This is a genomic window from Alkalihalobacillus alcalophilus ATCC 27647 = CGMCC 1.3604 (genome assembly GCF_000292245.2).
Classification (GTDB): domain Bacteria; phylum Bacillota; class Bacilli; order Bacillales; family Bacillaceae_D; genus Alkalihalobacillus; species Alkalihalobacillus alcalophilus.
Genome location: NZ_ALPT02000031.1, coordinates 18185 through 43407 on the forward strand (window position 1 = coordinate 18185; position 25223 = coordinate 43407).

Below are 25223 nucleotides of genomic sequence, written 5' to 3' on the forward strand. Positions count from 1 at the left end.
AAATTTAATGTTGTTCAATGTTGGAAAGCGAATTACAATAAGATAGATAAATGTTCCCAGTTGAAAGTGCATAGGAAAAGGAGGGTACCGGATGTCAATTACGATAAAAGATGTGGCCAAACGAGCAAACGTTGCCCCGTCTACGGTATCACGTGTTATTGCGGATAGTCCTCGGATTAGCCAGCAAACAAAGGAGAAAGTAAGGGAAGCAATGGCGGAACTTGGCTATCATCCTAACTATAATGCAAGGAGTTTGGTCAATCAATCAACGAAAACTCTCGGTGTCATTATTCCGAGTTCGGCCAAAATTGCCTTTCAAAATCCCTTTTTCCCAGAAGTGTTAAGAGGGATTACGGCAAAAGCTTATTTAGAGAAGTATGGCCTTTATTTATCAACAGGTCAGACTGATCAGGAGATTTTAGAAGAAGTGAAACAAATGGTTTATAGTCGGAGAGTTGATGGAATCATTTTATTATATTCTAAAGTAAACGATCTCGTCCTCCCATTTCTGACTGAACAAAACTTCCCATTTGTTTTAATTGGGAGACCTCATGGTATTGAGGATGAGGCTATTTATTATGTGAATAACGACAATGTTAGAGCGGCAAAAACGGTAACCGAGTATTTGTTGCTTTTAGGACATGAACGAATTGGATTCATTGGTGGTAATTTAGATCAGGTGGTCACACTTGATCATAAATTAGGTTATCAGAAGGCTTTAGAAAATGCGAACATTCCATTAAGAGATGAATACATCGTTTATTATGATGAAGTGTTGGAAGGTGGACAAGAAGCGGTCATTGAGTTTATGTCTTTGGAGGAACGTCCAACCGCACTTGTTGTGGCAGATGATTTAATGGCACTCGGTGTATTAAGAATGCTTGATGAGATGGAAGTTTCAGTGCCAGACGAAATGTCTCTTGTCAGTTTTAATAACGTTATGTTATCAGAATTATCATCTCCGCCACTAACAACGGTAGATATTAATATTTATGAGCTTGGTTTTCAAGGAACTGACAAACTTGTTCATCTTATTAATGATGCCAATTATGAAGAGAAAAAGACGATTATTCCTTATCGTTTTATTAAAAGGCAAACCTGTATTAAACGAACGAAGTAATAGCTCATCCTGTGATGGGCTATTTTTTTATTTAAACTTTTAAAGAATGATAATGGTTAGTTAGAGAAGAGTGAGGAACCGGGGAATTGGAATTGGAATTGGTAATGAAACAGGTAGAATCCCAAAATTACGGTGCGAATAAAGTTGAATTGGTAATGAAACAGAAGGAATCTCAAAATTACAGTGCGAATAACGGTGAATTGGTAATGAGACAGGAGGAGTCCCAAAATTACGGTGCGAATAAAGTTGAATTGGTAATGAAACAGGAGGAATCCCGAAATTACAGTGCGAATAACGGAGAATTGGTAATGAAACAGGAGGAGTTCCCAAATTACGGTTCGAATAACAAAGGATTGGTAATGAAACTCGCAGAAATGTAAAATTACGGTGTGCATAAAAAAGAAGAAAGCTTGATATGACAATCATGAATTACTGTTTAAAATAGGAAAAAGAATTAAACGGTGATATAATTTAATTACTATAAAAAAGGGAAGGACTTAGACAAATATGCCAGATAGTAAATATTTTCGTTTTGGGATTTGGTTGGCACTTGTTTTTCTCATTATTTATTTAGCTTCATTAGTGGATTGGGTTTTCCAACCAATTATTATTCTTGTACAAACCTTATTTGCTCCGATATTGCTTGGGGGGGTTTTGTATTATTTGTTAAGGCCGTTTGTCAATTTTTTATCAAGATGGATTCCAAGAACGATCTCGATTCTGATTATGTTCTTAACGGCTATTGCTTTATTTGTGCTTGTGATTTTATTAGTAGGTCCAGAAATCCAACGTCAATTTAATCAACTAGTTGAAAATTGGCCAATGATTGTTAATGGAATTAGGGAATGGGTTGTTTCCATTCAAGAAAGTGATTGGTTTGCTCGTTTCCAGGAAGGAGATATTGTCTCTTTTGAGGATATTGTCTCGACTTTAGAAACTTATATGATTGATATTATGAGTTCTGTCGGCTCGAATATTACAAACGTGATCGGTATTATTGCGAACGTTCTAATTGTCCTTGCGATTATTCCTTTTGTTCTGTTCTTTATGTTAAAAGACGGTGAAAAGGCTCCACAAAATGCTTTGAAGCTTTTACCAAAAAAGCAACAAAGTGAAGGCCGCAAAATTTTATCAGATATGGATGAGGCCTTAAGTTCCTATATTCAAGGGCAAATTATTGTGAGTTTCTGTGTCGGTGTTATGATGTATATTGGCTATCTTATCGTTGGTTTAGAATATTCGTTAGTCCTTGCGTTAATTGCGATGTTTACGAATGTTATTCCATTTGTAGGGCCATGGATAGGAGCGTTTCCTGGTATTATTGTTGCGTTGTTTGTGTCATTTCCAACCGCACTAGTTGTTGCAGGTATTATCGTGGTAGTTCAACAAATTGAAAGTAACTTAATTTCTCCACTTGTAATGGGTAAGAAACTTGCTATTCACCCTTTAACAATTATATTATTGTTGTTAGTAGCAAGCCGTTTTGCTGGTTTATTAGGGTTATTGCTAGCTGTTCCGACTTATGCGGTCGGTAAGGTAATTGTCTATCATATGTACCGTCTATGGCGTTTAAAAAAGCCTAAGCCTGTCTAAAAAGAAAAGAATCAATGAGGTGACTAAGATGAGTGTTGAACAAGATGGTGTGAAACAAATTAAAGAAGATGAGTTAAAGGAACTCTTAGGTGAAAGCAATAAAGAACGAGTTTTTATCGATGTTCGTGAAGTGGAGGAATATGATGAATTCCATATTCCTGGTGTTCCGTTAATTCCAATGAATACGATTCCTAATCATGTGCAAGATTTAGATAAGGATAAAGAATATGTTTTGATTTGCCGTAGTGGTGGTCGAAGTCAAAATGTTGCTTTATATTTAAAGGAGCAAGGGTTTGAAAAAGTGGCTAACTTTAATGGTGGTATGCTCTCTTGGACAGGCGAGACAAAAGAGGGACAAGAATGGATTGTTGAAAAGACTGAGGAACTATATAAATAAAATAGAGAAAAAGCAGTTGAGACCTCCTCAGCTGCTTTTTCATTAACCAAAATGGAGCCAGCGAAGTATAGCTAACTAATGTAACCATCTTTTAACGAGCAGAACGTTTTCAGTGCCTCGCGCCGTGTTGTGAGGAGGCTTCTGTCACTTTTTAAAGGTGGTCTGTTTTTTTAGAGTAATCATGCTTACCGTGTTGAGCGTTGATTTTCTCTTCTTGATTTTTCACTTTGTTTTTGGCATTGTTATCTTTCGCCTTTTTGTTTGGATCTCCTGTATGAGACATAGAAATCACTCCTTTCCTCATTTCAAAATACTCGATTCACTTTAGTATGACTCAAGTTTAGCTATTTATGAATTCTATGTTTAAGGGTGTCTTACGTAGGGGAACAGTATAGTAAGTAGACGAAAGGTGGTTTATTGTATGGGATACAAAAAAGCAATTTACGCAACATTAGTCGCTGGAGCTAGTGCGGTCACAACGTTTTATTTAACCAATAAAGAACGTCGAACAGAACTGAAAAATAAAACGAAAGAAATGTATCAAAAAGTATGTTCTGTAACTAACAAAGAAAAACCAACACCTAAACAATTAAGAATAGGTCACCCAGATCCGTATGATATCGAAGACCAAAAAATGGTAGATGAAGGTGCGTTATATAGTGTACAACGTTATAATCGCCAACAATAATGGAAGGTTATCCAATCAAGATGTCAAAAACTTGATTGGATCATTTTTTTGTTTAGCTGTCTTTTTTAGGGGGGTTTGAAAGGAAAATAAAGAAGTTCTGAAAGATGAAGTGAAAGATGGGGAATGCTATAATAAGGAAAATAAATAGGATGGAGGGAAGGAATATGATTATTGTAGAAAAAGAAACTATTGTCACTATTCCAACGTTACATGTTGTAAAGGCAGCTTTAAAGGATCAAAGCAGTATACCAACTGTCTTCTTTTTACATGGCTTCACAAGTGCAAAGGAGCATAATCTACATGTCGCCTATTTAATGGCAGAACAAGGTTTTCGGGTCATTTTACCTGATGCGATTCATCATGGTGAACGAGAGGATGATTTATCAAAAGATGAACGTAAGCTGGCCATGTCTTTTTGGGAAATTGTTTTAACTTCTATAAAAGAATTAGACCTTATCAAAAAAACATTAACGGAAAAAGGATTAGTAGATGAAGAGCGAATCGGTGTAATCGGAACATCGATGGGGGCAATTACCACTTACGGTGCTTTAACACAATTTTCATGGATTCAATCGGCTGTCTCATTAATGGGAGTCGCACATTTCCAAAGTTTTGCCGAAGCTCAAATTAAAATGATGGAGCAAAAAGGGGTAACAATTGATGAGGCGATGAAGGAGATGGTTTTAGCTAAATTAAAACCATTTGACTTATCAAAGCAACTAGATAAAATTGATAACCGTCCTTTATTAATTTGGCACGGTAAACAAGACCAAGTTGTTCCTTACTTATTTTCAGAACAAATTCATCAATCGTTATTAGGTTATTATGACGAACAACCTGAAAATCTCCGTTTTATTTCAGAGGAGCAAGCGAGTCATAAAGTGTCGCGGCAAGCTATTTTAAAATCAGTGGATTGGTTTACGCATCACTTACTAAAGAAAACATTTAAAGTATCGTAAATATGAAAATGTCTATTGTAAGAGAAGCTCAAAAGGTTATTGTTGTCATTTTAGGAGCTTTATTCATCGCGATTTCGCTTAATTTCTTTTTAATTCCGGCTAATGTTTTTGCGAGCGGATTTACAGGGGTTTCCCAATTAATTGCAACGGTCATTCCATTATCGACAGGGATCATTCTCTTTCTTTTAAATATACCTGTTGCCATTATTGGTTGGCTGAAAGTAGGGAAAAGCTTTACCATTTATAGCTTCTTAAATGTCGTTTGTACAACATTGTTTTTAGAGATTATTCCGATCGTTCAATTTTCACCAGATATTATTTTAAATGCGGTATTCGGTGGAGTTATTACGGCTGTTGGAGCTGGTATAACGTTAAAAGTAGGCGCTTCCTCAGGTGGTTTAGACATTATTGCTTTATTATTATCAAGGCATAGTGATAGACCGATTGGCATTTACTTTTTTCTATTGAATGGGATCATTGTTGTCATGTCTGGTTTATTATTTGACCCGGAAAAAGCTCTTTATACACTTGTGACCTTGTATGTTACTTCAAGGGTAATTGATGCGATTCATACTCGCCATGTAAAATTAACAGCTTTTATTGTTACTAAAAATCCAGACCTTGTTCGAAGTGAGATTCATAATCATTTTACACGTGGGATTACAAGAGTACCTGCAAAAGGTGGTTTTACATCTGAAGATAGGGAAGTGTTAATGATTGTGCTCACAAGGTATGAATTATATGACTTAAAAGAAGTGCTTAGACAGGCCGATCCAGATGCCTTTACGAATATCATCGAGACAGCAGAAGTATTTGGTTTGTTTCGAAAAGATTAAAGGAGAGAGCGATGAAAAAATTAGCGTCGGTATTTATTCTGACAGTCTGTTTTTTAGCGGCTTGTGGTTTAGGAGATACTCAAACAGGTAGCAGTCCGGAAGAAGATGAAATAAATGAAGAAGTAAATAATGAGGAAGAAAATAATGAAGAAGTAAATGGGGAGGGTGTTTTTGACGAATTGGAATATAAAGTAGAGACAAACCAAACTGATTCAGAGTTAACTGTTGAAATGACCTTAACGAATACTAGTACTGAGAGTGCTATGTTAAGTTTTTCATCTGGTCAAAAATATGAGATTACTTTAACTAATGCGGCTGGAGAAGAAGTTTATCGTTATTCCGCAGATAAAATGTTTACGATGGCTATTATTCAAGAAGTCATTCCTGGAGGGGAAGAATTAATATTATCGGAGACAGTTCAACTGGATGAATTTGAGCCAGGTGAATATGAATTAACGGCAACGATTATCGTTTATACGATTAACGACACAGAAATTACGCAAAGTCCATTTGAAGAAACGGTCACGATTCAAATTGGTTCATAAAAAAACAAGCTGTCTTAAAAGCTAATCAATAGCTTGAGGCAGCTTGTTTTTGGTTTGGGAAATGTTGATGAAGTCAAAAGCATATGAATAAGAGCTGGGAAGGGAATCGAAGGGGGCAATGAAGTCAAAAGCGAGCGAATAAGAGCCGGGAAGGGAATCAAAGAGCCCGAATGAAGTCAAAAGTGAGTGAAAAAGAGCGGGTAAGGGAATCAAAGAGCGTCAATGAAGTCAAAAGCATATGAATAAAAGCTGCAAAGGGAATCAAAGGGCCCGAATGATTCCTAAAGCACATGAATAAAAGCCAGAAAGGGAATCAGAGAGCCAATGATTCCCAAAGCATATGAATAAAAGTCGCAAAGGGAATCAAAGGGAGCCAATGATTCCTAAAGCATATGAATAAAAGCCGCAAAGGGAATCAAAGGGAGCCAATGATTCCTAAAGCATATGAATAAAAGCCGCAAAGGGAATCAAAGGGCCCGAATGATTCCTAAAGCACATGAATAAAAGCCAGAAAGGGAATCAGAGAGCCCCAATGATTCCAAAGCGAGCGAATAAAAGCCGCAAAGGGAATCAAAGAGAGCCAATGATTCCCGAAGCATATGAATAAAAGCCGCAAAGGGAATCAAAGAGCGTCAATGAAGTCAAAAGCATATGAATAAAAGCCGCAAAGGGAATCAAAGGGAGCCAATGATTCCTAAAGCATATGAATAAAAGCCGCAAAGGGAATCAAAGGGAGCCAATGATTCCCAAAGCACATGAATAAAAGCCGCAAAAGGAATCAAAGAGAGCCAATGATTCCCAAAGCACATGAATAAAAGCCGCAAAAGGAATCAAAGAGCCCCAGAGATGCTGTCATAACGTCTTAATCATTAAAAAGCACGACCAATCATAATAACTCATAATCGATCGTGCTTTTAGGAACAAAGATATTGAGGCATTCATTTGGCAACCTCTCTTCAATCACTCAGTTAGACTCCATTTTTCTTTTGCTTTTTGTTTAATTACTTTTTGTAATTCAAGCCAAGCTTCGGATTGATTAGTTTCTTTTTCTTTTGCTGATGTGGCTGGATCTGGTCGTTTATAATCGGTTTTCCAGTAGGTAGAAAAAGTGTCATTTAAATTTGTGTTCAATGGCTCTTCCTCCTTTTAATTGGTTGTTAATTGAATCAACTCGGTGATTTCATCATTTGTTAATTCAGTAACACGCTGCTCTGAAACGGAAAGAATCTGTTCAGCTAAGCCTTGTTTTTGCATAATTAATTTATCGATTCGTTCCTCAAGAGTACCTTTTGTAATAAATTTATGCACAGTTACATCAGATGTTTGCCCGATTCGAAAGGCCCGATCGGTTGCTTGATTTTCAACTGCTGGATTCCACCAACGATCATAATGAATGACATGTGTTGCAGCCGTTAAGTTTAAGCCAACTCCTCCTGCTTTTAAGGAGAGAATAAAAGCGGGAACCTCCTCATTTTCTTGGAAGTACTTAATGGCATCCTGTCTTTTAGCACGCGATAAACTTCCATGTAAAAAAGGAATTTCTTGATTAAAAAGCTCATTAAGAGCATCTGACATAATCATACCCATTTCTTTATATTGAGTGAAAATTAAAACCTTTTCCTTTTTATTTGCGATTTCTTTAACTAATGATATAAAGTGATTCCATTTCTCTGAATCATGTTCCTGATAATTTCGATCCTTTAAAAAGTGGGCAGGGTGATTACAAATTTGTTTGAGCTTTGTTAAGCTTTTTAAAATTAGAGCTCTTCTTTCAAAGGAATTGATTTCATCTAATTTTCCGATTAACTGATCCACAATCATTTGATATAAAATCGCTTGTTCGACAGAAAGAGGGACTTGATGAACTTTTTCTGATTTTTCCGGTAGTCCTAACTGCAAATGCTCATCGGATTTTTTCCGCCTTAAAATAAACGGAAAAATTAAATGCTGAAGCTGCTTTAATTTTTTTTCATCCCTGTTTTTTTCGATCGGTTGAATATAATTTCGCTGAAAACGTTGGTGGTTTCCTAAATAGCCTGGGATGAGGACATCCATTAACGACCAGAGTTCGCGTAATTTATTTTCAATAGGTGTTCCAGTTAAAGCAATACGGTGTTTTGCTTGAATCGATTTCATCGTTCGACGCTGTTTCGTTTCGATGTTCTTAATATGTTGGGCTTCATCAAGGATAAGACTGTTCCATTCATATTGAGAAAGCAAAACTTGATCACGTACGGCCATTTGATAAGAAGTAATGATTAAATCATATTGCTCCCAGTTCGAGGAATCATCTTCTAGTCGTGCTGAACCGTGATGAGTAAAGATTTTTAAACTAGGGGCAAATGTTTCACATTCCTTGATCCAATTGTAAATTAACGATGTCGGACAAATGAGTAAGAACGGCCGCTTTTTTTGTTTGTCTTTCTCATTTTGTTCAAGAACATAAAGAAGATAGACAATCGTTTGAATCGACTTACCTAATCCCATATCATCGGCTAAACAACCACCGAAACCAGCTCTTCGTAATTGGAAGAGCCATGATGCTCCTTCAAGTTGATAAGAGCGAAGTGAGCCGTGAAAGGTAGAAGGAAGTTCAATGTTCTTTGGTTTTTGTTGATAAAGTTGTATCAACGTTTCGGTCATTCTTTTGTCCCAATTGACTTCAAAATCTATATCACTTAAATCATCCGGTAAACGTTCCTTTTGCTCGCTTAATAACCAGGCATCTAAGTAAGAAGAGTTTTTGGATACTTGGTCTAAGTAAGTTCGTAGTTTTTTAGCTAAGGAACGGTCCCAAGCAATCCACTGTCCGTTTGTATAAATAAACGGGTCTTCATTATGAACATATTGTTTGAATTCTTGCTCGGTTAACGTGACGTCTCCAATGGCCACTTCAAACGAAAATTGAGCAAGGCTTTGCCAATCGACAAACGGATCACTATTTGATTTTTGCCCGATTTGAGAATCAAATTGTAGCTCTACTTTTAGTGATTTCTTTTGTTGAAGTGAACTTGGAACGATTAATTGAAAGCCAATATCTTCTACATCTTGGTCGTATTCGGTGTAAAGTGCATAGGCTTGTTCTGCTTCAATTGGAATACTCGGTGAGGCTAAGCTAAGCTCGGTTAATAAAGGTATTTTCTTTTTTAATTCTTGTAAGTCTTGTTTTAATAAAGGAATCGGATTACTAATCCAAGGGTGTTCACCCAATGATAGAGCTTCCATTTCGACAATGAGATTAGGTTGTTTCCGGTCGACTACACACAAGTGAACTTGCCATGCTGAATGGATATCAGTTGGTTCTTTTAGAATGATACCGGACTTAAATGGCGGTCGTTCAATTGTGCCCATTTGCTCTTGTAAGCTTTTGGTTGAGATAGTGGGTTCTAACTGTTTATTTTCTATTAATGTATCAACGAGTTGCCCCCATTTAGGTGAGAGTGCCTCTTTCCAGGACTGGTAATAAGAGCTTACTTGGTCTTCCTTCATTAAAAATCGAATGGCTGTATCGGCAAGGTTATCGACGGCCAATTGAATTTGCTTCCGAATCGTTAACTCTTCTTGCTCACGTTTCACAAAACTTGACGATGTTCGTAATTGAACACTAGAGGGAGGAACCACTTCGACCCAGCTCTCAAATGGAAATGGTCGAAGCTGCCATTTCGCAAAAGAGGTAGGGGCAAAATGTCCAAGGTAAATTTGTTCTCTTACTTCTTTAAATAAGTCTAACCAAAAAAGAAGGTCAGGAGCGATCAAAAGATCATTCTCTTTTTTCCACTGTTCAAATACTAGCCAATAATCAACGACTTCCTCAGTAGAAAAGCGAATACCTTGGATCGGAAATGAATAGTTTTTCATTTGCTCTTGTGCTTGATAAATCGTTGCTTCACCTGCTAAAGATTGAAACGTTCGATTTACCAACGGAACGTCAATGACTGCTTTTTCAATTTCAATAAAAGTCCCATAAAAAGAAAGCTTGTCATGACGAAATAAGGCAAGCTTTAACTCGAATGGGTCATATAAAAATGGATACTGAAAATTGACGATTTGGTCATAGCGTGATTTAGGCTTTTGTTCACCCCAAATAAAAAAGTAATCACCAAACCATCCACCATGTACGATAATCGGTTCATTCAATCGTTTTCAACTCCTCAACAAAAGCACGGTACGTACGATACTTCTTTTTTAGCATTTGAATATACTCGCCAAAACGGTCTAGATCATTTGTTTTTTGATATAGTTTCTTTAACTGCTTAATATATAAAACGGCCTGTTCATAATGAGCTCGTGTCTTTTTCTCGACAAGCCTTACGGAAAATTGATGATAAATTGCTTTGGCTAAATCGGGTTTTTTCTCCGATAAAATATCGAGTAATTCGAGTTTTTCTTGCTTAAGGCGAAATGGATCTTTTTCAAAGGTTAGGAAAAAGCGAGCGGCTTCTTCATATTTCTGAAAGTCTATTAACAAACGTGCATACGTAATAACTGTTTCAGGTTGATGAAGTCTTTCTCTTAGTTTTGGTAATAAATATTCAGCCACCTTTTGTTTCTTTTCTGGTTCTGTATAGGCGGTTAATGATTCAAACCGGCGATAATGTGGGGCAAGTAACCATCTTTCCCATATTTCTTCTTGCTTTTTTGGATCATCATCCAGTTTCATTAGCATTTCATCATATAAAGTTTGTAAAGAACCAAAGTACATTCTTTCGTTTATATTCATTAACGTTTGAAACCAATGGCTAAGTGCCTTCCACTCTTCGCGAGCCTTTAATAGTTGAAAATGGGCCGTTATTTCAATTTCTTGAAGATCATCGATTAATTCCAACAAATAAAGAGCTTGCTCATTTTCCTTTTGATCTAAATAAATATAACTTAAAATCGCTTTTGATTTGCGATCGAGTTGATGAAGGGCCAATTTTCTGATTGGAAGAGCATAAAAGATATATAAACGTTGTTCGGCTGAAGCTGCTTGATAAATATCCATTAAAAGTAATGACCATGGTTTTGATTGCTGGCGGTCTTTCGTTTGAAAATATTCAAGTGTGAGCTCAATTAATGACTGTTGTTCTTCACTTGTTGTTTTATGAAAATGAGTGAGTAGAGAGTCGATACAAGCCCGATAAAAATGCAAAAATCGACGCTCATGCTCGGTATAAGTGTCTTGAGAGGTTGCGAGAAAAGCAACTTCATCTAAATAAATAAATGTCGCCGTAACGAGGTCGTTTTGAAATCGTTCCTGCAGCATTTTTAAAACGTCAGCTGTAATCCATTCAAGCTGTCCTTTTGTAAAATAGCGTGAGGCGATCAACTTTCGATACGTGGCTGTGATTTCGTTTTCAAGGATCGAATAAATGAAATCCCTTTCCGCTTTGTATGAATACATCGAATCCCCTCCATAATTATAAAGCGAAGCCTGTTTGGTCAGAAGCGAGAAAAAATACAGGATGGCTGTTGAAGACGCTTTTTGTCTTCATAAAGACAGCCGATTTTTCTCGAGCTTCTAACAGGCGTAGCTAGATTGAATAAAAAGCGAAGCCTGTTCGGTCAGATGCGAGAAAAAATTAGGGCGGCTTATGAAGACGCTTTTTGTCTTCAAAAGACGAACCGATTTTTCTCGAGCCTCTAACAAACGAAGTCCGTTTGGTCAGAAAATAAAATAATCCATTCCTTTATTGTACCTTTTCTAAAGGGAGAAAGAAAGGGGAGGGGGTTAAACGTTTGGGCTTGAGGTAGTAGGACAGGACGTGAAAAGAGCCCCAATGATTGCAAAAGCACATGAATAAGAGCGGCAAAGGGAATCAAAGAGCATCAATGAAGTCAAAAGCGAATGTAATCTTATTATCTTAAGTACATCTTACTAATTGTCGTTTAAAAACAATATGTCATTAGAAATCTGACGGTTAAAAAAGCGATAATAATAATAAAGTTCCGATGCTAGCTAATACGACGAGTAAAAGAGAAGCTCCAAACCAAGCGACTATGACAGCAACAATTCCTCCGCTAATCGCAAACCATAGATTGTCATGGGCGAGTAAAATGCCTGGAAAAATCAGTGCACCTAATGCTGCGTAAGGAACATTACGCAAGATCGCTTGTAACCATTCAGGTAGCTTTTTCGCATCAATAAAAACAAGTGGAAGCATTCTTGGTATATATGTAACAATCGCCATACCGAGAATAATTAAAAATAAGCTCATGAGCGAACCTCCTCCCTTCTAAAAAGTAATTCAATTCCGACAGAAGCTAGAAGTGTTGCACAGACGATTGCCCAGCCATCGGCCATTATTTGGCTGAACAAACCATTTAATAAAGCTGCTGTTAAAGCAAGGGTGATAATTTTTATGTTTTTTTTCATGGCTGGAATGAGCAAGGCAATAAATAGGGCATATAAAGCAATTCCCATACTCTCTTGTAAAATCGTTGGTAGGGCTGCCCCGATCACATATCCAACAACGGACATACTGACCCAACTCGTATAACCGCTTAGCCCAACGCCTAAAATAAACTTTGATGTTGGAGTGCCCTCTTTGGTCGCAATGACTGCAAAGGCTTCATCTGTAATAAAAAAGGCATATAAAGCTTTTATAAAAGGTCGATCTTCTTCCGCTTTTTCACTTAAAGAAGCAGTTAATAATAAGTGCCTAATATTGACAATGAAGGTTGTGAAAATGATTTCAAAGGCACCTGTTCCCAGAGCGATTAAGTTTAAGGACATGTATTGAGCCGCTCCTGCAAATACGAACATACTCATCAAGAGAGTCTCTAAAAGTGAAAGTCCTGTTCCTTTTGCTAATAATCCAAACGCAAGAGCGGCAGGTATATAACCGAGGGCGATTGTCATTCCGTATGTAATACCTTTTGAAAATTGAGAATTTTTAAGCGGTTCACTAATCGTTATCATGTTTACACTCCTTATTTAAAAAGCGGAGCCTGTTCGCTCAGAAGCGAGAAAAAATACAGGGCGGCTGTTGAAGACGCTTTTTGTCTTCATAAAGACGACCGAATTTTTCTCGAGCTTCTAACAGGCGTAGCTGGATTGAAAAAAGCGGAGCCTGTTAGGGCGGCTGTTGAAGACGCTTTTTGTCTTCATAAAGACGACCGAATTTTTCTCGAGCTTCTAACAGGCGTAGCTGGATTGAAAAAAGCGAAGCCTGTTCGCTCAGAAGCGAGAAAAATACAGGGCGGCTGTTGAAGACGCTTTTTGTCTTCATAAAGACGACCGAATTTTTCTCGAGCTTCTAACAGGCGTAGCTGGATTGAAAAAAGCGAAGTCCGTTTGGTCAGAAGCGAGCATTTTAAGGAACAACGCTAAATTCGCGACGTCAATTACCACGCCTTGTACCCACGTCCTGTGGGCAAGAAAAGTACAAGTTTTTGTATACTATATGATATTATTGTATAATATATTATAATTATTAAATTGGCAAGGAGATTTATATGGAAAATGGACAAATGTCTCAAATGATTGGAAGTCGCTTAAGGAAAATTAGGCATCTAAAGGAGTTGTCATTGGAGGAGCTCGCCGATTTAACTGGAGTAAGCAAACCAATGCTCGGAAAGATTGAGCGGGGAGAGTCGAACCCAACAGTAACGACATTGTGGAAGATAGCAAAAGGTATTAACATTCCTTTCAGCTTTTTTATCGAAGAAGAACAGGCAGATGTGACCATCGTCCGACGAGAATCAGTCAAATCATTATCGGATCAACGTGGCGGTTATGATGTTTACCCACTTTTTCCTAAACAATCTTTTAAACCATTTGAAATCTATTCTGTACTAATTAAAAGTGGCTGTGTTCACGTGGCAGAGGGACATACTAAAGGAGTCGAGGAATATATTGTCGTGGAAAAAGGAGAAATAAAGGTTACCGTTTTAAAAAATGAATATGTTTTAAAAGCTGGAGATGCCCTACATTTTAAAGCAGAAACGGAGCATGTTTATGAAAACATTAGTGGTGTGGAAGATTGTCAGATGACGATGGTTATTTATTATCCTGTTGTTTAATTATTAGGTTCTAGAGGGGGGTAAGGAAAAGGAGAGAGGGTCAAATTTAAAGTGTTAAATGTTCCCGAAAAAATGCAAGCACGATTGGTCGGTGCTTGCTTTTTTCGCTTTAATAGCGAAGGATTTATTGGTGAAGTGTTTATTTTGCCAATAAATGTTGTACTTGTTCTCTACGTGAAAGTAATTTTTTTAATTTTTTCTTATGATTATTAATAGAAAGTTGATCGGAATCTAATATAGCTTCATGTAATTCCATTAAAACATAATCAATCTCTAAATTCATCATGTTATATAAGGTTTGTGGTTCAAGCGACTTTCCATCATCACGATATTGGATCATTGACCCATTTCGATTCATCATTACTTTTTCACTCCCATCGATTTCAATCATTGATTCAATGTCACCGGCCCGATACGAAGTAATATAGTGGGGTCCTTCCGTCACCCGTTTCACAATGCCATTTCCTTTTTCTGCTTGAAGTAACTTCTCAATCGCTTCTGCAAGGGTTTCATCATAAATATGAAGACTTGTGACTGATAAGGTAAGAAATTCAGGATTTCGAACGAAAGGTAATTCATGGACAGACTCTTCTAATTCAATCATTAAATAAATCGTTTTCGCATCATAACGCCAATAAAGAGAATAGTGTTTGCTCATCATTCTTTTGATGAATTGATGGAGTGCTGTCTTGGTTAATTCTATATAGAGTTCTGAGAATTCAACTTCTATATATGCATCATTCATTTTTAAGCACACCCCTTTATTCGTTTGCCTCACCTATAATAAGAGAATCTCAACCTAAAACGTTCCCGCGGAAATATCGTGAAGTTTAATGAGTTTGCTACATCATATGTTGAAAATTCAGAAAAAAGAAGCAAAAAGCCCAGAACACTAAAGAAATGGGCGAGAAATTTTAACTGCATAAAGGAGTGGTATTGAACTACGGCTGAGAGGTGACCTTAAGGAGGGCCATTGTGTCTTTACCAAAAAAAATACCTTAAAGGCCAGATGCTCCTTCAAGGTAACTGTCTATAAAATATTTATTTAGATAAGGCAAATGTTAAAAACGAAAACCGTAGCGCTTTGAAACAATATCGTGAAAGCCTAGGGAGTTATAGAGAGCTTTTGTGGCTTCATTATTTATCCCCGTTTCTAATTCAATTCCTTTAATTTTTTTCTGTTCTGCCCAATAAATAACTTTTAAAAGAATTTTTTTCGCTATTCCTTGATTCCGGTGCTCTTTATGAACAAACAAATCATTTAACCAAATATAATGTCCGCCTTTATCAATACTGATTGCTACGTTTAAAAAAGCTGCCCCTACAAAAGTTTCATCCTTTTCCGCTACAAAAATAAATGCGTGAGAATTATCCTCTTGAGTCAACTTAATTGTGTTAAGTATTTGAGAGTGCATATCGGTTGCATATGGTTCACTACTGGCTAATGGACCCTGTTGTTCCAATAGCAAATCAGCAAGTCTAATCAGCGTTTGTTCATCGGCATCCTTTCTAATTTGATACACATTTACCATCCTCTAAATCCCCCTAAACTACGATTCTAATCAATTAATGATAGCTTAACATAAAAGAGAAAAAGAGAGTAGTCTAGGAATGATTGGATTAAGAAGGAATAAGTAATGGAAAAACTGAAAAGTCGAAATTAAGGTATGAATAAGGCGGAATTAGTAATGAAAAAAGCGAAGAAGACAAAGTACGGTGTGAATAAAGTAGAATAGGCAATAAAAAAAGCGAGTTGTAACAATTACGGTACAAAAAATAGCTGCCCTAATTGTTACTCATAACAAAGAGAAGCTTAGTAGCCTCTCTTTGTTATGATGAGCACAGCTTTGTCGCTCAATTTTCCATTATTGTGCTTATGTGGTTTTCCATGAGGGTGAGCTGTTTTTGTTCTTGCTCGGTTGCGTCTAACGCTGCTTTTTGCAAAGCTGATTTTGCTTTCTCTAAATGATTGTTTGCTGCTTCTCTTTGAATATCTGTTTCAGCAGCAATTGTTAATAATTCAGCTCGAGCGACAGCCTCTCTTGCTTGTTGATAGGAATTAACCATGGTCTGGTCGCTCCGATCCTGAATGTCTTTTCTCTCTTTTTTCAGCTGTATAAAGAGTTTCTTCCTTTAAACCCTCTGTTTCATTTGCTGGTTGAACGGCATCCTTGCCTTCTTGGATGGCACGTTTGGAACGAGATTTTTTACTCAATATGTTCACCTTCTTTTCCTTTATATTGGCTATTATTAGGGGGATCAACACTATGTGAATTTCATAAAAAAATGCAGCTACGCCCATTAGCATAACCGCATTCTTTCTATTCATACATGAGGAAATTTTTTCATTGCTCCTCTAATTTATTTGAGGTTTAATGCTTCTTCCAAATAAACGGCAATTCCGTCTTCTTCATTTGTAAGAGTAATTTCGTTAGCAAGTGATTTGAGCTCTGGAATCGCATTTTTCATGGCGACACCTTGTCCAGCATACTCAATCATTTCAAAGTCATTATCTTCATCACCGAATGCAATGATACGTTCTTTTGGAATTTGATAAAAATCAGCGACTTTTTTTAGTCCAACCGCTTTGTTAATCCCTGTTTTCACTAGCTCTAGTACATTCCAAGGAGCCCCCCATGAACGCTGATCAATTACTTCGGCATGTGCATCTTTTAGCAGTCCTTTTAACTCAGTTATATGGTGTTCATGAGGATGAATTAGAATGCAAGTTGGATCATCATTTAAGATTTTTAGAAGATCACCATATTCGACCGGACTTTCTCCAGCTACAAAGGTGTCGACTAATAATTGATCAAAATGCCGTAAGTAAAAATCATCAATTACTTCAACCATAATATTGCTGACTTTAAAGGCTTCGCATGTTTCGATCACCGTTTGAGCTGTTTTTAAATCAAGGGGTGAATGAGAAGTTTGAAAGCTTCTATCAAAAGGGTGATGAACGAAGGCGCCATTAAAATTGACGATTGCTGTATTAAGTTTCATTTGTTGATAATACTGAAGACTAGCACGGTATGGTCTTCCCGTTGAAATAACGACTTTATGACCAGCTGCTTTCGCTTTTTCGATTATTGTTAATGTTTTTTCAGAAATCGTTTTATCGTCCTTAAGTAAAGTTCCATCAAGATCAAGCGCAATTAAATGTTGGTTTGACATATTCAATTCCTTTCAAGTTTCATAATTAGGTAACAAATTCTCCTTTTTTGGCTTTAAAAATTTGTGATTGATTATGTTATAGTTATGAGTGGAGAAATTGCTTTCGATGAATTTATTCTCCCATTTTAGGAGGTTCAAAAGATGCAGTCATTATTTTCTACCTTTACATGGCGAGCCCTCTGGACACCAGAGCTTATTATCGGGTTAGTGCTCTTAGGTCTTCTCTATTGGATGTTTATCACAAAATGGAGCAAACGTTTCAGTCATTCAGAGCCCGTACCTTTAAGGAAAAAAGTTTATTTTGTTTTATTTTTGGTCGCCCTTTATTTAGGATGGGGGAGCCCATTATATATTGCTGGACATTTGATGCTCTCTTTACATATGACACAAATGGTACTAGCTTATATTGTTGCTGTCCCACTACTAATTTTATCGATTCCAACATGGGTTTATGAAGCGATTATTCATAAAATCACAAAATACCGTATTTCTAAACCGTTATTGTTTGTTTGGAATCCGATTATGGCTTTATTTTTATTTAATGGATTGTTTTCATTTTATCATGTCCCGTTTATGTTTGATACTCTTATGCAAAATCCGGTTTTGCATAGTTTTTATCAGTACGGCTTATTTTTTGCAGCATTTTTAATGTGGTGGTTTATGATTCAACCTGTTCCAAGTCATGCTTACTTGTCTGATTTGAAACGAATTTTGTATATCTTTTTGAATGGTCTATTAATTACACCAGCATGTGCTTTAATTATATTTGCACCAGAAGCGATGTATGAAGTGTATACAAACCCAGCGATATGGGCCAATGCGATGGCTTATTGTTTACCAGCAGGTGCAACGATCCCATATGATATATTTGCTGGTCCACAGTCGTTTGCCCTTTTGGAAACGAGAATGGATCAACAGCTAGCTGGTGTGCAAATGAAAATTATGCAAGAGATTATTTATGGCATCACGATTGCTTATGTATTTAAGCAATGGTTAAAGAAAGAAAAGCAACAAGATGGTGAGCTATCCATTAGTGATATTCCATCACAAATAAGAACGGAATAAAGGGGAATTTAAGATGATGAAACAGGTAATTACTGGTTTTGTCCTTCTGTTTGTGCTTTCGGGATGTGGTTGGTTGTATGAATTAGGCGGCTCGAATATGGACGAGCAATATGATTATGTTCGATATGATGCTCATGTACCTGACTTTTCATTTGTAAATCAAAATGGGGAATCCTTTGGCACAAATGAATTAGAAGGTCATTATTATTTAGCAAATATGATTTTTACTTACTGTACGACGGTTTGTCCAACGATGACGCCGAATATGCAAAATTTGCAAGCGGAGCTAGAAGGTGATGGAATTGATATTCAATTTGTCACTTTTACGGTTGATCCAGAACGAGATACTCCAGAGCACTTAAAAGGGTATGGCACAAATGTTGGGGCTAATTTAGAGACGTGGCATTTCCTTTCGGGTTATGAACAAGATGAGATTGCTGATTTTTCTAGAGAAGCGTTTAAAGCAAGTGTTCAGCCGATGGAGGATGATATTGCCCATAGTACTGCTTTTTATCTAGTGAATAAGGAAGGCCAAGTAATCCGTAGCTATAATGGAATGCAGCCACAACAGGAGCCAATTATAGAAGATATTAAAGCGGCAATTGAACAAGAAATGTAAGTGTGTAAGTAAATAAGTAGAGACTCAAAGGCTAGTTTTCGAAGCTTTTGGGTCTTTTTTGTTTAAAAGTAAAATGTGACTGATTATAAAATAGGGTGCTTCGGCTGTTGCTCCCGGTTCACCCGCGGAACGCACAGGGCGTGCAGATTGCGGAGTAGGTTAACTAAGGTAACGAGTGATAGTTTTTCAGTAGCCTCAGTTTTGTATAGAGCTGTTTTTGTACATAAGTTTTATCATTTCCCGACAGAAGACTCCCTCTTCAATCGTGTGAAGGGAGAAACCCAACGATAAGGGGGAGATGAATGGCGGTTGGCGGTAGCCAAAGAGATTCTTGTTAGGGTATAATAAGAACGTACATTCCTGTTTGGGGTGAAAACAATGCTCATCAACAAAGCGTACAAATTTCGTCTCTACCCAACCAAAGAACAAGAAACCCTGATTGCCAAAACCATCGGCTGTTCTCGTTTCGTATTCAATCGCTTTTTAGGGCAATGGAACGATACATACAAAGAAACAGGTAAAGGATTAACGTATTCTTCTTGTTCGGCCCAATTAACCCAACTAAAAAAGGAATTCGTATGGCTAAAAGAAGTGGATAGCATTGCCCTTCAATCCTCCCTGAAAAACCTTGCTGATTCCTTTACTCGATTCTTCAAGAAACAAAATAAAGCACCTCGCTTCAAGTCTAAAAAGAATCAGGTACAATCCTACACCACGAAAGAAACAAACCATAACATTGCCATAGTAGACAACAAAATTAAATTGCCGAAACTAGGGTATGTTCGCTTGGCCAAAAGTCGTGAGGTTGAAGGACGTATTCTGAGCGCTACAGTCAGACGAAATCCAAGCGGAAAGTTCTTTGTATCCATTATAGTCGAAACAGACGTACAGCCCTTGAAGAAAACGGAATCATCTATCGGTATAGATTTAGGCATCAAGGACTTTGCGGTTTTTTCGGATGGTCACAAGATGGACAACCATACGTTCACAGCCAAAATGGAAAAGAAATTAAGACGTGAACAGCGAAAACTTCCAAGACGTGACTTACATGCTAAAAATAAGGGTATTCATCTATTTGATGCCCAAAACTATCAGAAGCAAAAACGTAAAGTCGCTAGATTGCACGAAAGAGTCAGAAACCAACGTGACGATTTCCTTCACAAGTTAAGTACAGACATCATCAAAAACCACGATCTGATCTGTATAGAGGACTTGAACACCAAAGGAGTGTTGCGTAATCATAAATTAGCCAAATCGATCTCGGATGTATCCTGGTCTGCCTTTGTATCAAAATTAGAATACAAAGCGAAATGGTACGGGAAAACCATTGTGAAAATAAGCAGGTGGTTTCCGTCTAGTCAAATCTGTTCCGAATGTGGACATCAAGATGGAAAGAAATCTCTTGAAATAAGGGATTGGACGTGTCCTATTTGCCATAAACATCACGATCGAGATATCAATGCCAGCCAAAATATTCTAGCCGAAGGGGTAAGAACCTTCCATTTGGCTTAAACAACATACAGAACCGTAGGAATCGACGGGGATAGCTTGGTCCATAAGAGAAACCTCTGTTGGCAAAGAAATGCGCTGGCAAGTACGCTCTGTTTCCAAGAATCTCCCACTTCAAGCGTTAGCTAAGTGGCGAGTAGTTCAACTTCCTCATTTATACAATCCTTGTCACATGATGAATTTAATAAAAAAACGCGTTAAAGTACTTTAGAATCAACGAAAGAGCTTCCCTAATCTTTTTATAAAAAAAGTATTTTCGAATTTATTTGAAATAAAATAAAAATACAGTTGAATTTATTTTTATTCATATTTATAATGTTACCAAGATCAAAAAAAGCTAAGGTATGAATGGGAGAGAGATTTAGATGAAGATAGGAATTGTTGGAGCAACAGGATACGGTGGAGCAGATTTGCTTAGGTTGCTTCATCAGCATCCAAAGGTGAATGAAATCATCCTTTATTCATCATCACAAGAAGGCGTGCATATTCATGAATCGTATCCACATCTATCCACTATTTATGAACAGTCGTTAAATGAGATCAACGTTGAAAAAATAGCCAAACAAGTCGATATTGTCTTTCTGGCGACACCACCGGGAGTTTCAGCAGAATTGTCGGAGCCACTCGTCAATCTTGGGGTACAGGTGATTGATTTATCAGGCGATTTAAGAATTAAAGACACAGAAATCTATCAATCTTGGTATAAAAGAGAGTCTGCGAGTCAATCCATTATCGATCAAGCCGTTTATGGGTTGCCAGAGTGGAATAAAGAAGCGATAGAAAAAGCGAAAGTTGTCGCTAATCCTGGTTGCTATCCAACCGCGACATTGCTTGGATTAGCACCATTAATTAAAGCGAATTTAATTGAATTGGATTCGATTATTGTGGATGCAAAGTCAGGAACTTCAGGAGCGGGGAGAAGTCCAAGTGCGATCACTCATTTTAGTGAAATGAACGAGAATTTTAAAGCTTATCAAATTAATAAGCATAAACATACACCAGAAATTGAGCAAATTTTACAACAGTGGGATGAGGGCGTAGAAGTAATTACATTTCAACCGCATTTAGTTCCAATGGTTCGAGGGATTATGGCAACGATTTATGCAAAAGCGAAAGCCCCAATAACTGAATCAGATTTAAGGAAACTTTATGAGGAAAACTATCAACAAGCCCCATTTGTTCGAGTTCGACCAGAGGGAGCTTTCCCTGCTACAAAAGAAGTGTACGGAAGTAATTTTTGTGATATCGGGGTTACTTATGATAAAAGAACAGGTCGGATAACCGTTGTATCGGTTATCGATAATGTTGTTAAAGGGGCCTCAGGTCAAGCAATCCAAAATTTAAATATTATGAATGGCTGGGAAGAGCAAACAGGGCTTGCTTTTGTACCGGTTTACCCATAGGAGAGTGTCGAGTGGTGAGAACACTAAATAAAGAAAAGCAAATAATTGAAAAAATAGAGGGAAGTATTTTAACACCTGAAGGGTTTAAAGCTTCTGGCGTATATTCTGGAGTGAAACGGAAGCGCCTAGATTTAGGAGCGATCGTTTGTGAGGTTCCAGCGAACACGGCAGCCGTTTATACATTAAATAAAATTCAAGCTGCTCCATTAAAAGTAACTAAAGAGAGCATTGCTAAAGAGGGAAAAATTAAAGCATTAGTCGTTAATAGTGGCAATGCTAATGCATGTACGGGGGAACAAGGTTTAAAAGATGCTTATGAAATGAGAGCATTAAGTGCAACAAAGTTCAATTGTGAGGAACATTTAGTTGCTGTTACATCTACTGGTGTCATCGGTGAATATTTACAAATGGATAAAATTCGTAATGGGATTGAACTTTTCGAACTAGATTCCTCGTTTGAAGCAGCAGAGAATTTTAATCAAGCGATATTAACAACAGATACCATTAATAAGCGAGCTTGTTATCAAACAACTGTAGATGGCGTGACGGTGTCAATTGGTGGGGTTGCAAAAGGGTCGGGAATGATTCACCCGAATATGGCGACGATGCTTTCCTTTGTAACAACTGATGCCAATATTGAATCAGATGTGCTGCAACTAGCACTATCATCGATTACGAATCAAACATTTAATCGGATTACAGTTGATGGAGATACATCTACAAACGATATGGTTGTTGTGATGGCATCAGGGTTAGCCACCCATGATTCTTTAACTCCAGCTCATCCAGATTGGGAGAATTTCTATCAAGCTTTAAAGCTAACTTGTGAATCTTTATCGAAACAAATAGCAAGAGATGGTGAAGGGGCAACGAAGTTAATTGAAGTTCAAGTAAGTGGAGCTTTAAATGACCACGAGGCGGGAATGATTGCTAAACAAATCGTCGGTTCTGATTTAGTGAAAACAGCTATTTATGGAACAGATGCTAACTGGGGTCGAATCATTTGTGCGATTGGCTATAGTGGATGTGAAGTTAATCCAGAAGAGATTGATATTCGTTTAGGTTCGATTGATACATTAAAAAACAGTCAGCCTGTCCACTTTTCAGAAGAAGAAGCAACCAATTACTTAAAAAATGAAGTCGTTCAAATTTTTGTTGATTTGCATATAGGAGAAGGTTTTGGAAAAGCGTGGGGCTGTGATTTAACATATGATTACGTCAGAATTAATGCCGGTTATCGGACTTAATAAAAGGAGGAAGACTTCATGAATAATATTGTGGTCGTGAAATGTGGAGGAAGTACGATTACAGAACTAACGGAATCGTTTTTTGAAAGTATCGTTCAACTAAAAAATGCAGGAAAACACCCAATCATTGTTCATGGTGGTGGGCCTGCCATTAATAAAATGCTTACTCAATTACAAATTCCATCAACCTTTATCGATGGATTAAGAAAAACAACGGAAGAAGTTCTTGAAACAGCTGAGATGGTCTTATGCGGAAAAATGAATAAACAGTTAACGCGTAAGTTGCAATCAGTAGGAGCCAAGGCGATTGGTTTATCTGGTACAGATGGGAAATTAATCGTAGCTGAAGCGATTGACAAGGAAAAGTTAGGGTTTGTTGGAGAACCGGTTCAAATAAATAAGAAATTGCTCTTAAGTTTATTAGATAGTGATTTTATCCCAGTTATTGCTCCAATAGGTGTCGATCAAAGTGGCCAACATTATAACATTAATGCCGATAGTGCCGCGGCAATTATTGCAGCTGAATTAAAGGCGGAAGAACTTGTTTTTGTCACAGATGTTGATGGGATATTAAAAGATAAACATCTACTGCCAACGATAACAGCAGAGGAGATTGCTTTATATATAAATGATGGAACGATTTATGGTGGGATGATTCCAAAGGTAAAGGCTGCACTGAAGAGCTTGACTGGTTCATTACAGTCTGTTTGGATTATGAACGGAAAAGGAACGTCCTTGTTTGCAAATGGAACCATTTATGGAACAAAAATTACCAAAAAACAAGTCGCAACAACCGCGACATAAGAAGGAAGGAATTGAAATGAGTTCATTATTTCCAACCTATGCAAAGTGGGAAGTGGAAGCAGAAAAAGGGCAAGGAACTTATTTATTTGATCAAAATGGAAAACAATATATCGACTTTGTCCAAGGAATTGCTGTAAGTAATCTTGGTCATTGCCATCCAAAAGTGACAGAGGTTGTGAAAAGTCAATTAGATACATTATGGCATAGCTCCAATCTATTTCAAATTGAGAAGCAGGAAGAAGTAGCTAAGGTTTTAGTTGAGAACAGTGTCGCTGATTGTGCGTTCTTTTGTAACAGTGGAGCTGAAGCCAACGAAGCAGCGATAAAGTTAGCTCGTAAAGCAACGGGAAAACATAAAATCATTACGTTACAAAACTCATTTCATGGACGGACGTTCGCAACAATGTCAGCAACTGGCCAAGAAAAAATTCATACCGGTTTTGGGCCACTCGTTTCAAGTTTTGTCTATGCTCCTTTAAATGATATCGAGGCCTTAAAGGAATTAATAGATGATGATGTTGCGGCAATTATGGTTGAGGTTGTCCAAGGTGAAGGTGGCGTACGAGTTATGGAACAGTCATATGCAAATGAACTTACACAGCTCACGCAGCAGCACCAAATCTTGCTTATCATTGATGAAGTACAAACGGGTATTGGACGGACAGCATTGGCTTTTGCTTATCAGCATTTCGGTTTATCACCAGATATTATTACCTTAGCAAAAGGACTTGGAAATGGTTTTCCGGTTGGGGCGATGCTCGGGAAAGCTCATTTAAAACCTTATTTTCAAGCCGGTTCACATGGTTCAACATTTGGTGGCAATCCACTAGCGATGACAGCAGCAAAAGCCGTTTTAGAAGAAATCTTTGACGAAGATTTTTATAATGAGATAAAAGAAAAGGCAAACGATTTAAAAGCTTCACTGCAAAAGGAATTAGCGAATTTCTCCATCATTAAAGAAGTAAGAGGTTTAGGGTTTCTAATCGGTGTGGAGTGTACGAAGCCGATCGATAAGATTTTAAGAAAAACTCGTGAAAAGGGGTTGCTCGTGTTACCAGCAGGTCCGAATGTCATTCGTTTATTACCGCCATTAAACGTAACTTATGAACAAATGAATGAGGCGGTTCACATTTTAGCTGACTCGATAAAAGAAGTGTATGAGACGTCTTCGGTAAGTTTATAGTTAGTAAACACGGCTTTTAAATAAAGAGGCCTATTATTTTGAGGATGAATGAATAAACATACTTGTAAAAGAATAAA

28 protein-coding genes are annotated in these 25223 nt (G+C 37.4%); 17 read left to right on the top strand and 11 right to left on the bottom strand.

The annotated features are described in order from the left end of the window. Positions 1–91 precede the first annotated feature (91 nt). The 4 genes from BALCAV_RS09955 to BALCAV_RS09970 all read left to right on the top strand — a co-directional run bounded on the left by BALCAV_RS09955 (position 92) and on the right by BALCAV_RS09970 (position 3110). Entirely contained in the window at positions 92–1120 is a 1029-nt protein-coding gene (locus BALCAV_RS09955) for a LacI family DNA-binding transcriptional regulator (protein WP_003322168.1), read from the top strand. 92 nt (positions 1121–1212) lie between these two features. Beyond that, a complete protein-coding gene (locus tag BALCAV_RS09960) occupies positions 1213–1500 on the top strand; it encodes a hypothetical protein (RefSeq protein WP_040323850.1) in 288 nt (95 codons plus the stop codon). Positions 1501–1627: 127 nt separating this feature from the next. Beyond that, the gene (locus tag BALCAV_RS09965; RefSeq protein ID WP_003322166.1) at positions 1628–2713 is read left to right on the top strand and encodes an AI-2E family transporter; all 1086 of its coding nucleotides are present in this window, start codon (positions 1628–1630) and stop codon (positions 2711–2713) included. A gap of 28 nt (positions 2714–2741) precedes the next feature. Continuing rightward, positions 2742–3110, top strand: coding sequence for a rhodanese-like domain-containing protein (locus BALCAV_RS09970; protein ID WP_003322165.1), 369 nt, complete (start codon positions 2742–2744; stop codon positions 3108–3110). A 151-nt stretch (positions 3111–3261) separates the two neighbouring features. On the opposite strand, the gene BALCAV_RS21620 is transcribed toward BALCAV_RS09970, so the two are convergent. After that, a complete protein-coding gene (locus BALCAV_RS21620; RefSeq protein WP_003322164.1) occupies positions 3262–3393 on the bottom strand; it encodes a DUF3941 domain-containing protein in 132 nt (43 codons plus the stop codon). 138 nt (positions 3394–3531) lie between these two features. Here BALCAV_RS21620 and BALCAV_RS09975 point away from each other — a divergent pair, with 138 nt between their 5' ends. The 4 genes from BALCAV_RS09975 (at position 3532) to BALCAV_RS21160 (ending at position 6138) form a co-directional block, all read left to right on the top strand. Beyond that, complete coding sequence (locus tag BALCAV_RS09975; RefSeq protein WP_003322163.1) at positions 3532–3798, top strand: hypothetical protein; 267 nt, start codon at positions 3532–3534, stop codon at positions 3796–3798. A gap of 164 nt (positions 3799–3962) precedes the next feature. Next, positions 3963–4757, top strand: coding sequence for an esterase (yjfP, locus tag BALCAV_RS09980; RefSeq protein WP_003322162.1), 795 nt, complete (start codon positions 3963–3965; stop codon positions 4755–4757). 8 nt (positions 4758–4765) lie between these two features. After that, positions 4766–5593 carry a YitT family protein gene (locus tag BALCAV_RS09985; RefSeq protein WP_040323853.1) on the top strand — a complete coding sequence of 276 codons (828 nt, stop codon included), beginning with the start codon at positions 4766–4768 and terminating at the stop codon, positions 5591–5593. Between the two features lie 11 nt (positions 5594–5604). Continuing rightward, positions 5605–6138 (top strand): BsuPI-related putative proteinase inhibitor, encoded by a 534-nt coding sequence (locus tag BALCAV_RS21160; protein ID WP_003322159.1) that lies wholly within the window; start codon positions 5605–5607, stop codon positions 6136–6138. A 960-nt stretch (positions 6139–7098) separates the two neighbouring features. Here the strand turns inward: BALCAV_RS21160 and BALCAV_RS22280 are convergent. The 5 genes from BALCAV_RS22280 to BALCAV_RS10010 all read right to left on the bottom strand — a co-directional run bounded on the left by BALCAV_RS22280 (position 7099) and on the right by BALCAV_RS10010 (position 13039). Next, positions 7099–7269 carry a hypothetical protein gene (locus BALCAV_RS22280; RefSeq protein ID WP_160173401.1) on the bottom strand — a complete coding sequence of 57 codons (171 nt, stop codon included), beginning with the start codon at positions 7267–7269 and terminating at the stop codon, positions 7099–7101. A 15-nt stretch (positions 7270–7284) separates the two neighbouring features. Continuing rightward, positions 7285–10275: a DEAD/DEAH box helicase gene (locus BALCAV_RS09995; protein ID WP_003323117.1), complete on the bottom strand. Its 2991-nt coding sequence runs from the start codon at positions 10273–10275 to the stop codon at positions 7285–7287. After that, positions 10268–11521: a hypothetical protein gene (locus BALCAV_RS10000; RefSeq protein WP_003323118.1), complete on the bottom strand. Its 1254-nt coding sequence runs from the start codon at positions 11519–11521 to the stop codon at positions 10268–10270. Before BALCAV_RS10000 ends, BALCAV_RS09995 begins: the two co-directional genes overlap by 8 nt. A gap of 517 nt (positions 11522–12038) precedes the next feature. Further along, complete coding sequence (locus BALCAV_RS10005; protein ID WP_003324803.1) at positions 12039–12335, bottom strand: AzlD domain-containing protein; 297 nt, start codon at positions 12333–12335, stop codon at positions 12039–12041. Further along, positions 12332–13039, bottom strand: coding sequence for an AzlC family ABC transporter permease (locus tag BALCAV_RS10010; RefSeq protein WP_003324805.1), 708 nt, complete (start codon positions 13037–13039; stop codon positions 12332–12334). The genes BALCAV_RS10005 and BALCAV_RS10010 overlap by 4 nt, the downstream gene beginning before the upstream one ends. A gap of 135 nt (positions 13040–13174) precedes the next feature. Between BALCAV_RS10010 and BALCAV_RS22285 the strand changes: the two genes are divergently transcribed. Both BALCAV_RS22285 and BALCAV_RS10020 read left to right on the top strand, forming a co-directional pair. Continuing rightward, positions 13175–13330: a hypothetical protein gene (locus tag BALCAV_RS22285; RefSeq protein WP_160173402.1), complete on the top strand. Its 156-nt coding sequence runs from the start codon at positions 13175–13177 to the stop codon at positions 13328–13330. Between the two features lie 245 nt (positions 13331–13575). Beyond that, complete coding sequence (locus tag BALCAV_RS10020; RefSeq protein ID WP_003323665.1) at positions 13576–14142, top strand: helix-turn-helix domain-containing protein; 567 nt, start codon at positions 13576–13578, stop codon at positions 14140–14142. Positions 14143–14281: 139 nt separating this feature from the next. On the opposite strand, the gene BALCAV_RS10025 is transcribed toward BALCAV_RS10020, so the two are convergent. The 5 genes from BALCAV_RS10025 to BALCAV_RS10045 all read right to left on the bottom strand — a co-directional run bounded on the left by BALCAV_RS10025 (position 14282) and on the right by BALCAV_RS10045 (position 17316). Next, positions 14282–14887 carry a hypothetical protein gene (locus BALCAV_RS10025; protein WP_003323666.1) on the bottom strand — a complete coding sequence of 202 codons (606 nt, stop codon included), beginning with the start codon at positions 14885–14887 and terminating at the stop codon, positions 14282–14284. Positions 14888–15203: 316 nt separating this feature from the next. Next, positions 15204–15674: a GNAT family N-acetyltransferase gene (locus BALCAV_RS10030; RefSeq protein ID WP_003323668.1), complete on the bottom strand. Its 471-nt coding sequence runs from the start codon at positions 15672–15674 to the stop codon at positions 15204–15206. Between the two features lie 322 nt (positions 15675–15996). Then, positions 15997–16209, bottom strand: coding sequence for a DUF3813 family protein (locus BALCAV_RS10035; RefSeq protein WP_003323669.1), 213 nt, complete (start codon positions 16207–16209; stop codon positions 15997–15999). Continuing rightward, positions 16202–16357 (bottom strand): hypothetical protein, encoded by a 156-nt coding sequence (locus tag BALCAV_RS22290; protein WP_160173403.1) that lies wholly within the window; start codon positions 16355–16357, stop codon positions 16202–16204. Before BALCAV_RS22290 ends, BALCAV_RS10035 begins: the two co-directional genes overlap by 8 nt. A gap of 146 nt (positions 16358–16503) precedes the next feature. After that, the gene (locus BALCAV_RS10045; protein WP_003323671.1) at positions 16504–17316 is read right to left on the bottom strand and encodes a Cof-type HAD-IIB family hydrolase; all 813 of its coding nucleotides are present in this window, start codon (positions 17314–17316) and stop codon (positions 16504–16506) included. A 141-nt stretch (positions 17317–17457) separates the two neighbouring features. Between BALCAV_RS10045 and ctaG the strand changes: the two genes are divergently transcribed. From ctaG to BALCAV_RS10080, 7 genes are all read left to right on the top strand, one after another. Further along, a complete protein-coding gene (gene ctaG / locus BALCAV_RS10050; protein WP_003323672.1) occupies positions 17458–18381 on the top strand; it encodes a cytochrome c oxidase assembly factor CtaG in 924 nt (307 codons plus the stop codon). A 13-nt stretch (positions 18382–18394) separates the two neighbouring features. After that, positions 18395–19000 (top strand): SCO family protein, encoded by a 606-nt coding sequence (locus tag BALCAV_RS10055; RefSeq protein WP_003323673.1) that lies wholly within the window; start codon positions 18395–18397, stop codon positions 18998–19000. A 378-nt stretch (positions 19001–19378) separates the two neighbouring features. After that, the gene (tnpB, locus tag BALCAV_RS10060; protein WP_040323852.1) at positions 19379–20512 is read left to right on the top strand and encodes an IS200/IS605 family element RNA-guided endonuclease TnpB; all 1134 of its coding nucleotides are present in this window, start codon (positions 19379–19381) and stop codon (positions 20510–20512) included. Positions 20513–20874: 362 nt separating this feature from the next. Next, positions 20875–21912 carry an N-acetyl-gamma-glutamyl-phosphate reductase gene (gene argC / locus BALCAV_RS10065; RefSeq protein WP_004428294.1) on the top strand — a complete coding sequence of 346 codons (1038 nt, stop codon included), beginning with the start codon at positions 20875–20877 and terminating at the stop codon, positions 21910–21912. Between the two features lie 14 nt (positions 21913–21926). Next, positions 21927–23159 (top strand): bifunctional ornithine acetyltransferase/N-acetylglutamate synthase, encoded by a 1233-nt coding sequence (gene argJ, locus BALCAV_RS10070; RefSeq protein ID WP_052044364.1) that lies wholly within the window; start codon positions 21927–21929, stop codon positions 23157–23159. Positions 23160–23177: 18 nt separating this feature from the next. After that, complete coding sequence (gene argB, locus BALCAV_RS10075) at positions 23178–23963, top strand: acetylglutamate kinase (RefSeq protein WP_004428290.1); 786 nt, start codon at positions 23178–23180, stop codon at positions 23961–23963. A gap of 16 nt (positions 23964–23979) precedes the next feature. Then, on the top strand, positions 23980–25146 hold the full coding sequence (locus BALCAV_RS10080) for an acetylornithine transaminase (protein ID WP_004428288.1): 1167 nt from the start codon (positions 23980–23982) through the stop codon (positions 25144–25146). Positions 25147–25223 lie beyond the last annotated feature (77 nt).

Coding starts and splice junctions, on each gene's coding strand:
- BALCAV_RS09955 (WP_003322168.1), top strand. CDS start 92: ATGTCAATTACGATAAAAGATGTGGCCAAACGAGCAAACGTTGCCCCG.
- BALCAV_RS09965 (WP_003322166.1), top strand. CDS start 1,628: ATGCCAGATAGTAAATATTTTCGTTTTGGGATTTGGTTGGCACTTGTT.
- BALCAV_RS09970 (WP_003322165.1), top strand. CDS start 2,742: ATGAGTGTTGAACAAGATGGTGTGAAACAAATTAAAGAAGATGAGTTA.
- BALCAV_RS21620 (WP_003322164.1), bottom strand. CDS start 3,393: ATGTCTCATACAGGAGATCCAAACAAAAAGGCGAAAGATAACAATGCC.
- BALCAV_RS09975 (WP_003322163.1), top strand. CDS start 3,532: ATGGGATACAAAAAAGCAATTTACGCAACATTAGTCGCTGGAGCTAGT.
- yjfP (WP_003322162.1), top strand. CDS start 3,963: ATGATTATTGTAGAAAAAGAAACTATTGTCACTATTCCAACGTTACAT.
- BALCAV_RS09985 (WP_040323853.1), top strand. CDS start 4,766: ATGTCTATTGTAAGAGAAGCTCAAAAGGTTATTGTTGTCATTTTAGGA.
- BALCAV_RS21160 (WP_003322159.1), top strand. CDS start 5,605: ATGAAAAAATTAGCGTCGGTATTTATTCTGACAGTCTGTTTTTTAGCG.
- BALCAV_RS10000 (WP_003323118.1), bottom strand. CDS start 11,521: ATGTATTCATACAAAGCGGAAAGGGATTTCATTTATTCGATCCTTGAA.
- BALCAV_RS10005 (WP_003324803.1), bottom strand. CDS start 12,335: ATGAGCTTATTTTTAATTATTCTCGGTATGGCGATTGTTACATATATA.
- BALCAV_RS10010 (WP_003324805.1), bottom strand. CDS start 13,039: ATGATAACGATTAGTGAACCGCTTAAAAATTCTCAATTTTCAAAAGGT.
- BALCAV_RS10020 (WP_003323665.1), top strand. CDS start 13,576: ATGGAAAATGGACAAATGTCTCAAATGATTGGAAGTCGCTTAAGGAAA.
- BALCAV_RS10025 (WP_003323666.1), bottom strand. CDS start 14,887: ATGAATGATGCATATATAGAAGTTGAATTCTCAGAACTCTATATAGAA.
- BALCAV_RS10030 (WP_003323668.1), bottom strand. CDS start 15,674: ATGGTAAATGTGTATCAAATTAGAAAGGATGCCGATGAACAAACGCTG.
- BALCAV_RS10035 (WP_003323669.1), bottom strand. CDS start 16,209: ATGGTTAATTCCTATCAACAAGCAAGAGAGGCTGTCGCTCGAGCTGAA.
- BALCAV_RS10045 (WP_003323671.1), bottom strand. CDS start 17,316: ATGTCAAACCAACATTTAATTGCGCTTGATCTTGATGGAACTTTACTT.
- ctaG (WP_003323672.1), top strand. CDS start 17,458: ATGCAGTCATTATTTTCTACCTTTACATGGCGAGCCCTCTGGACACCA.
- BALCAV_RS10055 (WP_003323673.1), top strand. CDS start 18,395: ATGATGAAACAGGTAATTACTGGTTTTGTCCTTCTGTTTGTGCTTTCG.
- tnpB (WP_040323852.1), top strand. CDS start 19,379: ATGCTCATCAACAAAGCGTACAAATTTCGTCTCTACCCAACCAAAGAA.
- argC (WP_004428294.1), top strand. CDS start 20,875: ATGAAGATAGGAATTGTTGGAGCAACAGGATACGGTGGAGCAGATTTG.
- argB (WP_004428290.1), top strand. CDS start 23,178: ATGAATAATATTGTGGTCGTGAAATGTGGAGGAAGTACGATTACAGAA.
- BALCAV_RS10080 (WP_004428288.1), top strand. CDS start 23,980: ATGAGTTCATTATTTCCAACCTATGCAAAGTGGGAAGTGGAAGCAGAA.